This is a genomic window from Candidatus Binatia bacterium (assembly GCA_035631035.1).
Lineage (GTDB): Bacteria > Eisenbacteria > RBG-16-71-46 > SZUA-252 > SZUA-252 > DASQJL01.
Genome location: DASQJL010000113.1, coordinates 50478 through 62180, shown reverse-complemented (window position 1 = coordinate 62180; position 11703 = coordinate 50478). Strand labels below are relative to the sequence as shown.

The 11703-nt window shown below is 69.0% G+C and carries 12 protein-coding genes; 7 read left to right on the top strand and 5 right to left on the bottom strand.

Annotated elements, in window-relative coordinates; all coding sequences use genetic code 11:
* Nucleotides 1-36: 36 nt before the first annotated feature.
* Nucleotides 37-543: a DinB family protein gene (locus tag VE326_12580; protein ID HYJ34038.1), complete on the bottom strand. Its 507-nt coding sequence runs from the start codon at nt 541-543 to the stop codon at nt 37-39.
* Nucleotides 544-834: 291 nt separating this feature from the next.
* Between VE326_12580 and VE326_12575 the strand changes: the two genes are divergently transcribed.
* Nucleotides 835-1701 (top strand): hypothetical protein, encoded by an 867-nt coding sequence (locus VE326_12575; GenBank protein ID HYJ34037.1) that lies wholly within the window; start codon nt 835-837, stop codon nt 1699-1701.
* A gap of 122 nt (nt 1702-1823) precedes the next feature.
* Here VE326_12575 and VE326_12570 read toward each other — a convergent pair whose 3' ends face one another.
* The gene (locus VE326_12570) at nt 1824-2297 is read right to left on the bottom strand and encodes a hypothetical protein (GenBank protein HYJ34036.1); all 474 of its coding nucleotides are present in this window, start codon (nt 2295-2297) and stop codon (nt 1824-1826) included.
* A 149-nt stretch (nt 2298-2446) separates the two neighbouring features.
* Between VE326_12570 and VE326_12565 the strand changes: the two genes are divergently transcribed.
* The 3 genes from VE326_12565 to VE326_12555 are packed head-to-tail and all read left to right on the top strand — an operon-like array spanning nt 2447 to nt 7676.
* Nucleotides 2447-5107, top strand: coding sequence for a protein kinase (locus tag VE326_12565; protein ID HYJ34035.1), 2661 nt, complete (start codon nt 2447-2449; stop codon nt 5105-5107).
* A 26-nt stretch (nt 5108-5133) separates the two neighbouring features.
* The gene (locus VE326_12560) at nt 5134-7197 is read left to right on the top strand and encodes a glycosyltransferase family 39 protein (protein HYJ34034.1); all 2064 of its coding nucleotides are present in this window, start codon (nt 5134-5136) and stop codon (nt 7195-7197) included.
* Nucleotides 7198-7235: 38 nt separating this feature from the next.
* Nucleotides 7236-7676: a hypothetical protein gene (locus VE326_12555; GenBank protein ID HYJ34033.1), complete on the top strand. Its 441-nt coding sequence runs from the start codon at nt 7236-7238 to the stop codon at nt 7674-7676.
* Between the two features lie 2 nt (nt 7677-7678).
* Here VE326_12555 and VE326_12550 read toward each other — a convergent pair whose 3' ends face one another.
* The gene (locus VE326_12550) at nt 7679-8650 is read right to left on the bottom strand and encodes a hypothetical protein (GenBank protein ID HYJ34032.1); all 972 of its coding nucleotides are present in this window, start codon (nt 8648-8650) and stop codon (nt 7679-7681) included.
* A 68-nt stretch (nt 8651-8718) separates the two neighbouring features.
* Here VE326_12550 and VE326_12545 point away from each other — a divergent pair, with 68 nt between their 5' ends.
* Nucleotides 8719-9297, top strand: a complete 579-nt coding sequence (locus VE326_12545; GenBank protein ID HYJ34031.1) for a cupin domain-containing protein — start codon at nt 8719-8721, stop codon at nt 9295-9297.
* An 84-nt stretch (nt 9298-9381) separates the two neighbouring features.
* Nucleotides 9382-9918, top strand: a complete 537-nt coding sequence (locus tag VE326_12540) for a hypothetical protein (protein HYJ34030.1) — start codon at nt 9382-9384, stop codon at nt 9916-9918.
* Nucleotides 9919-9961: 43 nt separating this feature from the next.
* On the opposite strand, the gene VE326_12535 is transcribed toward VE326_12540, so the two are convergent.
* Both VE326_12535 and VE326_12530 read right to left on the bottom strand, forming a co-directional pair.
* Nucleotides 9962-10558 (bottom strand): hypothetical protein, encoded by a 597-nt coding sequence (locus VE326_12535; GenBank protein ID HYJ34029.1) that lies wholly within the window; start codon nt 10556-10558, stop codon nt 9962-9964.
* A 39-nt stretch (nt 10559-10597) separates the two neighbouring features.
* Nucleotides 10598-11116 (bottom strand): nuclear transport factor 2 family protein, encoded by a 519-nt coding sequence (locus tag VE326_12530; GenBank protein HYJ34028.1) that lies wholly within the window; start codon nt 11114-11116, stop codon nt 10598-10600.
* 150 nt (nt 11117-11266) lie between these two features.
* Between VE326_12530 and VE326_12525 the strand changes: the two genes are divergently transcribed.
* Entirely contained in the window at nt 11267-11665 is a 399-nt protein-coding gene (locus tag VE326_12525; GenBank protein ID HYJ34027.1) for an SRPBCC family protein, read from the top strand.
* Nucleotides 11666-11703: the final 38 nt, after the last annotated feature.

Sequence of the window (11703 nt, the reverse complement as noted above, 5' to 3'; positions counted from 1 at the left end):
ACGGTTCCGAGGTACCCCTCCACCCGGGACGATGGACTACGCGAACTGCTTGTCGTCGGCCGTGGGACCGTAGATCGAGGGCACGGGCGCGTCGTTCAAGCGCAGATAGACCGTGAGCTGCCCGCGGTGATGCGCCATGTGCATCATCGTGTCCCGGAGAACGACCTCGCGCGGCTCTTCGCTCTTCACGTCGCCGCCGGCGAGGAGGCGCCAGGGCGTCTTCAGGTGCTCGTCGCTCGTCGCGCGCAGGGCCCGCCGCGCCTCGTCCACCGCCTTCTCGTGCGCCTCGACCAGCTCCCGGCGCGTGCGAAGGGGCTTTCGGTCCGGATGCCCCGCCTTGGGCGCCACGTCGAGCTCGTCCTGGTTCACGATCAGATGGACCCAGGTCGGGATCGTGGCCACCAGCATGGCCAGGCGGCCCAGCGGCATCGACTTGTCGTGCGGCTTCCAGTCGTCACGCCCCTCGGGCACGTTCTCCAGGGCGCGCCGGGTGCGGGGCGCTTCGCTCTCGAGCTGCGCCAAGAGCCATTCGGTCGTCTTCATGGAACCTCTCCTTTCCGGGTCGGTGGGGTCACTTACCGTCCCGGCCGGTACAGGGGCCGGGCCGCGATCGCACGCGCGAGCTTCGATGGCGGGATCCCGAGGCCAGGTGGTAACCGACGTGTTGAGAGCGCCTTCGGAAGCCCACGACATCCTGGGTGCGGCCGCGCAGCCCCTCCCCGGCATTTTTCTTGCCGCGCTCACGCTCCGTCCTAGTGCCCCGGCTATCGATCCCACCTGGAATAGCCCACGGGCGACGCGGTTCGTAGACCCATTGTGGGGGAGGAGATTTCCATGATCCGCAAGAGTGTGGCCATCGTCCTGGCGGTCATATGCCTGGCACTGCTGGGCGTCGCCGGGGTGACCTACTCCAAGTACCAGAAATCGCAGGCCGGTCTCGCCCAGGCGAGCGCCGATCAGGAGGCCATGCGGCAGCGGTACGATCAGGCCGTCAACGAGATCGTCTCGATCCAGGACAGCCTGAACGCCATCGCCATCGGCGAGAATCATACGCAGGGCGACATCGAGCTGCACGGCCAGACGATTCACGAAAAGGTGCTCGATCGCATCACGACCATCAAGGCGTCGATCGCGCGAACCAAGGAGCGCATCGAGCAGCTGGACGCGAGGCTCAAGCACAACGGCATCCGGATGGCGAGCATGAAGCGGATGATCGAAGGGCTCAAGGAATCGGTCCAGTACCGCGAGGACAAGATTGCCCAGCTCTCGACCCAGGTGGACACGCTTCGGACCCGAGTGACGGGCCTCAAGTTCGAGATCCAGGGGCAGCAGGAAGCCCTGCAGCGGAACCAGGAGGAGCTCCTGGCCCGGCAGAAGGAGCTCGCGACCATCTACTACACCATGGGGACCAAGGACGAGCTGAAGAACGCCGGCGTCGTGCAGCCCAACGGTGGCGTGCTCGGCGTGGGCAAGACCCTCAAGGTGTCCGGCAAGTTCGAGGAGGCCGCCTTCTCTCCGCTGAACACGGACGAGCAGAACGTGATCCAGATCCCCGCGAAGAAGGGGAAGGTCCAGATCCTGAGCGCGCAGCCGCCGGGAAGCTACTCGCTGACCAAGGTGGGGAAGGACATGGTCGAGCTGCACATTCTCGACCGGAGCGAGTTCCGGAAGATCAAGCACCTGGTCATTCTCAAGGCCTAGCCGCCTGGCGGAGCGGTTTCGCCGCACCGGCTTCGTCCGGCGCGGCAGAGCGGGCGGGTGTCCCTCACGGGCGCCCGCCCGTTTCGCGTCCTGGGCTATCGGAGGGGCACCGAACCGGACCGTCAGGCCTCGGGGCTGTTCTCTCGGATCGCCGTGATCACGGCGTGGCCCGCATGAAAGACGGCCGACAGGGGGTGCTCGTTCCGGGTCAGCTCCTCGTCGGTCGCCTCGATTCCAAGCGTTCCCTCGAAGGTCCGCACGTAGAGCCGCACGCGTCCGATGCGCGGCGTGGGCGTCGCCTCCACCGGGGGGAGGGCCGCGGCATGCGCCTCGGCCGCGTCCAGGAACGACTCCGCCGCCTCGCGCACGGCGGCGTGCTCGCCGGCTCCGATCACCCCGCCCCCGTTGCTGAAGTAGAGGCTCGTCGTTCCGTCGGCCAGGGCGAGCAGCGTAGCGATGCCGGTGGCGTAGCCCAACTCCATGATCGCGCCCCAGACGCGGGGGCGCGCTTGGGTGGGCGCGAGGTCCAGATCCTCGGCCGCGGCGCTCAGGGCATAGGCCCGCAGCTGGCGCATCATCCCGACGGGGTCGGTCATGCCCGAATCATAGCAGCGGGGGTCCGCGGCAAATCGCGCTTCCTCGCGGGGCGCGCGCCGGGTAGCCTCCATCCCCGATGCCCCTCTGCCCATCCTGCAAGCGCGAGGTCGAACCCTCGGCCCGCTTCTGCGCGGAGTGCGGCGCTGGGATGACCGCCGCCGGCGCGACGCAGTCCTCGCCCGACTCGCATCCCTCGTCGCACAGCTCGTCGTCCGTGCACGGCCGCTTTGAGCCGGGCGCCCGCCTCGGGGCTCGGTATCGGGTGGTCGGGCTGCTGGGCCGCGGCGGGATGGGGGAGGTCTATCGGGCCGACGACCTGGAACTGAACCAGTCGGTCGCGCTCAAATTCCTTCCGGAGAAGGTGGCGCGGAACGCTTCCGATCTCGCCCGGCTCCGCCAGGAAGTGCGGATCGCGCGGCAGATCGCGCACCCCAATGTCTGCCGCACCTACGACATCGCCGAAGCCGGAGGCCAGGTCTTCGTCGTGATGGAGTACGTCGACGGCGAAGACCTCGCGTCGGTGCTCCGCCGGCTCGGGAGGCCGACCTCCGACAAGGCGCTGGAGATCGCCCGGCAGCTCTGCCTCGGGCTGGGCGCGGCGCACGAAAACGGCGTCCTCCACCGCGACCTCAAGCCCGCCAACATCATGATCGACGGCCGCGGCCGCGTGCGGATCACCGACTTCGGCCTGGCGGGGACCGCCGAAGAGCTGGCGGCCGATCCGGGAACCTCGGGCACGCCGGCCTACATGGCCCCCGAGCGGCTTCGCGGGGCGAGCGCCACGGCGCAGAGCGACATCTTCGAGCTGGGCCTGGTGCTCTACGAGCTGTTCACGGGAAAGCGCGCCACCGCCGCGACCCCGCGCCCCGACTCGTCGCGCCCCGACAGCGACAGCGCGCCGCGCACCCCGTCCAGCCTGGTCGCCGACGTCGATCCCGCCGTGGAGCGCGTCATTCTCCGGTGCCTCGAGCGCGATCCCGCGCGTCGTCCGCAGTCGGCGTATGCGGTCTTCGGCGCGCTGCCCGGCGGCGACCCGCTCGCGGCCGCGGTGGCGGCGGGGGAGACGCCCTCACCCGAATTGGTCGCGAACGCAGGGGTCGAGGGGAGCGTCCGGCCGCTCTACGCCGGCGCCCTCGTCCTGATCGCGGTCGCCTCGCTGCTCGGCGTCTCCGCGATTCAGACCCCTCTCTTTCGAGGAATCGGAAAGCCTCCCGACGTTCTGTCGGTTCGGGCCGACGAGATCCTGACGCGCATCACGGGGGATGCTCCAGCCAAGTACACCTCGGACGGAATGCGCTACGCGCCGGCGGCGAGCCCTCCGCCCGGACGCGATACGCTCGCGGGTGGGCCTTCGCGAATCTCCAAGCCGAAGCCCCAGCGGAAGCCTGGCGCGACCCCGGCGATGCAATTCTGGAAGCGCTGGAGCCCGATGCCCTACGCGCCGTCGGACCTTCACTCGCCCCGGGCCGGGCTTCAGGACCCGCCGCAAGCCTATCCGGGAAGCGCGACCTCCCTGCTGGACATGCAGGGACGTCTCCTCGCGCTGGAGACGTTGCGGTCCGACAGTCTCGCTGCCGCGCCGCCTCGAATGGCGGATTGGGGCGCCGCCGTTCTCGACGCGGCCGGGCGCGATCCCGATCGCGTGGTCGCGGCCGCGCCCCCTCCCGCGTTCCTGGCCCGGGCCGACTCGGTCAGGGCCTGGCGTCTCTCCGACTCGACGGCGCCCGAGACCACCCTGGTGGCCGCCGCCCTGCGCGGCCGCGTGGTGCGGGTGGAGACGTTCGCCCAGGGACAACCCCTCGGCCGTCTCGCGGCGGTGGCCCACGATCCGCCGCCGACCTTGCAGATGTGGATCGCGGTCCTGTTGATCGCGGTGGTCCCACTCATCGGGAGCATCATCCTCGCCCGCCACAATCTGCGATCCAAGCGCGGCGACCTCCGCGGAGCGATGGCCATCGGGATCTCCACCGCGGTGCTCTATCTCTTGGTGCATCTCTTCTGCTCGAATCTCCGGGAGATCGGCCTCCTGTCGATCCTGACCGGCGGCACGTACGGAGCGCCATTCGGCCATGCGCTGGTGCACGGGGTCACGATCGCGCTCGCCTATCTCGCCATCGAGCCGTACGTCCGGAGGCTCTGGCCGAGCGTGCTCGTGTCCTGGGCCCGGCTGGTCGCGGGCCGGCTGCGGGATCCGATCATCGGACGGGATGTTCTGATCGGCGTGGCCTTCGGGGGAGCGGCATCGCTGGTCGCGATCGGCGTACAGCTCATGGAGCGGCGTTTCGGACTTCCGATCGATCCGCCACGGCTCTCCAGCCTTCTTCTCGATACCATGACTCACCCGCCGACGGTGCTGGCCAACGTGTGCATTTCGCTGGCGATCGCGGCCCTGCGGGCGACCCTGTTCTACACCATTCTGGTCATCTTCCGCTTCGTGCTGCGGAACAACGTGCTCGCGGCGATCGCCACCATCGTGTGCTTCCTGTTCACCACGAGCGACTTGAGCTCCAAGGCGCTGGCATTCGACCTTCTCGCGGGAGCCGTCATCTGGACCAGCGGCCTGTTGATGGCGCTGCGGTTCGGCTACATCGCGACCCTGGTCTCGCTCGTGATCTCCCTCCTCGCCGACAGCCTGGCCTGGTCGCTCGATTTCAACTCTTGGGTCGCGCCGCAGACAGCGTTCGCATGGTTCCTGGTGCTGGCGCTGGTAGGCTACGGGTTCCTCACGGCCGTGGGGGGCCACTCGCTGTTCCGCGATCCCCTGAGCGATCCGGTGGCCACGACGGTCAGGCCGCGACGCGCGTCCTGACGGACTTGGACCGGGGACGTTGAGCGATGCGGAAGCCCCCCAGGAATCCCAAGGCGGTTCCCAAGTCCGGATCCGGCGCGCCTGACGCGGGGCTGTTCCGCCGCCCCTGGGCCGCCCCGCTCGCGCTCCTCCTCCTCACGGCCCTGGTCTACGCGCGCTCTCTGGGCACGCCGATCCACGATTGGGACGACAACATCTACTTCTTCCGCGACGCCCGCGTGGAGGAGCTTACCGCCGACAACCTGAGCCGCATCCTCACGCAGCCCTTCTTCTCGAACTACCATCCGGTCACGACGCTGACGATCGCGCTCGACCGGGCGGTATGGCGCACGTGGGTGCCGGGCTTCCACCTGACGCAGCTCTTCTTCTACGCCGGCGGGGTGCTGGGGATCTATTTCCTCTTCGCGCGAATCCTGCGCCGGCGCGCCGAGGCCTTCGCGGCCGCGGCGATCTACGCGGCACACGCGGTCCACGTCGAGTCGGTGGCCTGGCTCGCGTCGCGCAAGGACGTCGTCTGTCTCTTCTTCTACGTGTTCGCGCTCCTTGCCTACGTTCGCTACACCGATGCGACGGCGAATCGCTGGCGGCCGTACGCGCTCTCGATCCTCCTCGCCGGCCTCGCCATGCTCTCGAAGGGCTATGCGGTGATCCTCCCCGCGCTCTTCTTCGCGTACGACCTCTGCTTCGCGCCGCGGATCGGCCGCCGCCAAGTCCTGGACAAGATTCCGTTCGCGGCGCTCACGGCGGCGATGACCCTCGTGACGGTTTACGCCCAGGACAAGCAGAGCGGGCTGGTGAACCTCTCCCTGACGCTGGGGCAGCGGGTCCTGAGACTCGGGGAAGTGCTGGCCCTCTACGTGGGGCACACCCTCCTCCCGATCCGTCTCTCCGCCATCTACACGACCGGGATCGAGCCGCCGAAGGCCTCGCTCGCCCTCCTGGGCCTCGCGCTGGCCGCGGCGATGGCCGTGGGGTTCCTGGCCTGGCGCCGCAAGCTCCCGGCGGCCGCGTTCGGGATCGCCCTCTACGCGCTCCCGCTCGCGACGGTCATGAACGTCTACTACACGCTGCGGATCTGGATGACCGACCGCTACCTCCTCTTTCCGACGATCGGCTCGTCGCTCACGCTGGTCGCCGTGGCGGCATCGCTGTACCAGGTGAAGGGAGCGCGCGTGGATCCGCGCCGCGCCGGGCTCCGTCGAGGCCTCGCCTGGGCCGCGACCTTGATCGTCGTGCTCTACGCGGCGCTCACCGTGGCGCGGATCGGCGTCTGGGGCAGCGACCTCGCCCTCTGGAGCGACGTGCTGCGCCGGCAGCTCGATCTGCCCGGCTCGGGCCCGGTGACCGCGGCGGCCGTGGCGAGCGCCTCGGTGCGGCTGCCCGACCCGGGACCGCTCGTGGCGCTTCGCCGCGCGTACGACGCGCAGGGCAATCGGGCCGAGGCGGCGCGGCTGGAGACCCTGGCCGACAGCCTGAGCGGCGGCGAGGACGAGCACAGCATGATGCGGCTCGCGCGGCTGGACCTGGTCGCGGGGCGCTACCAGGACGCCCTGTCCCGGCTTCGGCCGGTCGCCGCGGGGCGAACCTGGTTCGCTCCGCTCGCGACGTTCCGGATCGGCGTGGCCGAGGAGAAGCTGGGGCACGCCGACGCCGCCCGCCAGGCCTACGACCGCGCGCTCGCGATGTATCGCGAGTTCAACCAGCCCGCCACGGACGCCTATTTCGAGGTCGGGACCATGGAGTATCTCGCGGGGAATTACGCCAGAGCGGCGGAGTGGTACCGACGGGCCAGCCGGGAATCGCCGCGCGAGGCGGACGCGGTCTTCCATCTCGCGCTCTCCCTGCAGATGAGCGGGAGGGTCCCGGAGGCGATGGCCCTCTACCAGCGGATCGCCTCGGGCGAGCTGCGATTCACGCCGCACAGCCGCATGTCCATGCCCGACGTCTATCTCCAGATGGGAACCAGCTCGGAGACGATGGGGAAGAAGGAGGACGCGGTCCGCTACTTCGGAGAGGTGCTGCGGCTGGCGCCGGAGTATCCGAAGCGGGACGCGATCCGCGCCAAGATCGCGGAGCTGTCCGCGCGGTAGACCACGGCCCGAGGGGACGACCTGCTATGCTGGGCGCGATGTCCTCCACCCCCAGTGAGCGCCTGGCCGCCGCGCGCGAGCGCGCCGGCCTCGATCTCGGCGAGGTCGCCGATCGGACCGGGCTGCCCTTTGCCCACTATCGCGATCTGGAGATGTTCGAGAACGACGTGTGGGACTCGATCTCGCTCGCCCAGCTCCAGAAGCTCGCGCGCATCGTCGGGCTGCGCTCGCTCGCCCTCCTGGAAGGGGAGACCGCGCCGAGGCCCTCGCGGCGGATCACCTTCGCGGAGTTCTCCGCGGCCGTCGCCTCGGCGGTGCAGGCGTCGGGCAGCTCCGCCGAGGCGTGGGGCGAGGAGGCCGGCTGGGACGTGGCGCCGCTCCTCGAGGATCCCGAGCAGATCTGGAGCCTGAACGCCGACGGTCTTCGCGACATCGCGGAAGCGGCCGGCGTGGACTGGCGCTCCGTCCTCCCCGAGTAGCCCTACTGCGTGATCCGAGGGCGGCGCTCCTCGGAGGGTTGCTGGGGTGTCCGCTGAAACGAGCCGGTCACCTTCCGGAACACGGGCAGCATCGTCTCCATCCTGGCCTTGGGCGCGAAGCCCTGCGCGATGTGGTACGTCTTCCCGTCGCGCAAGAGGAGCTGATAGACGCCCACGGGCCGTCCGCTCTTGGCATCACGGCCGTCGGCGATCACTTCGTAACCATCCAGGCTGTCGATCCGGACGGCGGCGCCGCTTCGGACGCTGAGGCCCTTCATGCGATCGGTCTGCAGCAGGCGCTCCCGGGAGTAGCGCCCCAGGTCGCCGATCTCGACGTCGCTCAGCGAGCTTCCCACGATGAGGATCGCGACGTCCGGCCTGCCCGGAGCGAGCCGTCCCGTCTCGGTGAGGATCAGAAGGTTTCCCATCCGCTCCGCGAATCGCATCCGGGGCGTGGACTGCACGCTGAAGGCCAGGCCCTCGAGGAGGTTCGTACGCGGGGCGTTCCCCCACACCGTCGTGAGGAGCGACGTACGGATGGGATCGCTCAAGGCCGACTCCTCGGCCGGAAACGTTCCGACGACCATGAACGTGCGCGCTTCGGAGCCGCCCACCAGCATCCACTTGAAGAAATCCACGTCCCGGGACCGCTGGCTCACGTGCAGGAGCAGCGCCTCCTGCCCTCCGACGGTCACGGTGCTCGATTCGATCAACTCCATCCCGCGCGACGCCAAGCCGCTTCGGGTCATCCCGCGGCGGACCTCGGAGACCGGTCCGGCGATCTCGGTGACGACGATCGACGCCCCGGCGGCGGGGTTCTGAAAGCCGGAGAACTGCTCGGCCGGCACGAATCCGCCGGGAGGAACCAGGCTGACGCCGGTGCCCGGCACGCGCGCGGATTCCGCCAGCGCGGGGGCGCCGAGCGCCATCGCCACGAGGAGCCATAAGGGGGCGCGGCGGGAGAAATGGAGCATCCCATGATATCGGCGCGCAGGGCGCTGAACTGTAGCGACGGGGGGCGCCCCTCGCTACACTCGCGGCCATGTCCGAGCCGCTGGTCTTAGAGAACCGACACACCGGCGAGGTGCTGGCCCTCAGGACGGTCGTGCGCGGGGGGGAGACGTGGCTCGAGCTGAAGGGCTCCCTTCCTCCGCATCGCGAAGGGCCGCCAATGCACATTCACTTCGCGGAGGACGAGGAGGGAAGCGTGATCTCCGGCGTGCTCTCCGCGGTGGTCGACGGTCGCCGACTGTCGTCAGGCCCCGGCGAGAGCGGCGCTTTTCCGCGCGGGTCGGCGCACCGCTGGTGGAATGCCGGCGACGAAGCGCTCATTTTCGAAGGCTATGCCGGGCCCCTGGTGGACCTGGATCGGTACCTGCAGGCCATCTTCGAGATCTTGAACGCCGGCCCGTCCGGACGCCCCTCGCCCTTCTACATGGCCCATCTGGCTCTGCGTCACCGGCAGACCCAGGCCGTGCTCCTCATGCCGCGGCCGGTTCAGGCGGTGCTGTTCCGAGCGCTCGTCGCCGTCGGCACGCTGCTCGGGCGGTATCGAGGCACGGACTGGCCGGGCTGCCCGGCACGGTGCCAAGGCGTGCCTCGGACAACGCAGCCCGGCTGAGGCGGTGTACCCCCCCCCACGTTCTCGTTAAGTCTTCCTCGAATTTGACCGATACATCCTGGGCACCTTACGAGGAGGCTGCCCATGAGCGATCGGACGATATCGGCTGTCGGTGGGATGCTCCTGCTGGTGTGCGTGGGCGTTGGCATCGCCGAGCCCGCATGGGCCGTAGACGAGCCCGATCCGGGGGCCGAGCCGCACCGCGTCAGCCTGTCGGAAGTTCGCGATCGCGCGGGCTCGATGCCGATCGATCTTCGTAAGGACACCGACAAGCGGATCGCCGCGACCGTGGAACGCGTGAACCGCGACGTGGCCGCCACGGGGCAGGCGCGGATCGCGACGAAGCTCGCCTCGCAATTCGGCATCACGCTCGACGCCCTGCTCGACGTGAAGAGCGACCGGGGTTTCAGCTGGGGCGAGCTGGTCGTGGCGCGCACGCTCCTTTCGGATTCGAAGCGCGCGATCGACCTCGACGACCTGGGGTCCCTGCGCGCCGAGGGGTTCTCGTGGGGAGCGCTCGCCTACGCGCTCGGATTCCACCTGGAAGACCTCGAGGACGCAATCCGAGCGCAGGGACGGATCGCGACGGGACTCTCGAAGGGCGGCTCGACGGAAAAGTAGCCGAGCGCGGCGGCACGATGCACCTCCGCCCGCCACGCCGGGATTACTCGCACGCTTGCGGCGGAAACGTCCCCCGGAACGCGCCCTGAACCTCAATCGAGCCGCCGTCCCAGAATTCGCTGTGCAGGGTCGCGTCGATGCTGAAGTAGACCTCGATCGCGCTGCCGCTGCAGTGGAACGAGTGGACGGTGATGGTCCCCGAAGATCCGTCGGTGTCGCTGTTGTACTCGTTGCCCAGCGTCGGAACGAACATCGAGATGCGCGGGACCTTGCTTGGCGCCACGACCGGGGTCGGCAGGACGGCGACTTCCCCCTGCTGGGCGCGGTCGATCAGGATCAGAAGCTGCCAGCCCGCCTTCTGGTTCGCGGGGTCGTAGAACACGACCCTCATGGCGCGCTCGTTCACGAAGCTGGGATCGTAGAGGCCGCAGCAGACGAGCGGCGCCGTTCCCATCGCGATGGCCGAGCCGCCGACCGTGAACTGGAGCGAGTCCGCGACGGTGGCGGTCGTGACCGGCGGCTCGGAGGGGCCGCTCGCGGGAGCCGGCCTTGCCGGGTTGTCCTTGCCGCAGGCGGCGAGGAGCGTCAAGGCAGCGACGAGGGGGAGCGCGGCCAGCTGTCGGAGCTTCCAGGGAACCATGGCTCGTTCCTCCTTCGCACCGGCGGAAATCGAAAGGGGCTAGTCCGGCCTCCCGTCGACCAGCCGCTTTTGATCTCGAACCTGATCCACCCTCGCGAGCTTCCACCCGTCGGCCGTCCAGCGCCATCGCTCGCGCTGCGTCACCCAGGTCTCGACGCGATGGACCTTCTGGTCGGGCCGGAGCGCCATTCGGACCAGGTGCTGCTTGAGGGTCGCGTCCGCCTCCCGCCCGTCCAGGGCGAGGCTGTCGACGCTGAACTCGATCTTGATCCAGCGCTTGATCCCGTTCAGGAGGCCGACGGTATAGGTCTCCATCGCGGCGCGATCGCGTCGCGTCCCATCCGGCCCGATCGCGTAGAAATCGTCCGTGCGAAGCGCCATCACCGCCTTGACGTCCTTCGCCAGGAACGCGGCACGATTCCGCCGGTATCCCTCCTCGATGCCGCGTCGGGCCTCGGCGAGGGTCGGGGCGTCGCCGGTCACGGCAACATGCTTGGACCCTGAGGCGCACCCGAGAAGTCCGAGGACGAGAAGTCCGACGACGGCGTGGGTCTTCATTCGTGGAGCACTGAGGGAGGGTCGCATGGGGAAATCATAGCCCAACGTTCATGCGCGCAGCCCTCTGTTATCCTGAACGTCGGTGAGGGGTGACCGAGGCCCTGGCCCTGGCCCAGGACCAGGCCGCTGCCCTGGTGAAGGAGTCCATCCATGTCATCCATTCGAAAAGAAATCATGACAAGTGCTCCATCCGATCGCGTGTGGGATGCCATCCGCGATATCGGCGCGCTCCATACCAGGCTCGTTCCGGGATTTGTCGTCGACACGCGTTTGGAGCCTGGCGCCCGAGTCGTCACGTTTGCGAACGGCATGAAGGTCCGGGAGCCGATCGTCGCGGTCGACGAGCAGGCGCGACGTCTCGTGTGGGGCGCCCAGGGGAGCGACCTGAAGCACTACAACGCCAGCGTCCAGGTCTTTGCCGAGGACGGCGGGAGCCGGGTGGTCTGGATCGCCGATTTTCTCCCCGACGAAGCCGCCGGCAAGATCGGCCCGATGATGGAGGCGGGCATGGCCGCCATGAAGAAGGCCATGGATTCCGAGCCCGGATGAGCCCTCGGCGAGCCGCCACGACATCTGGTGGAAACCCA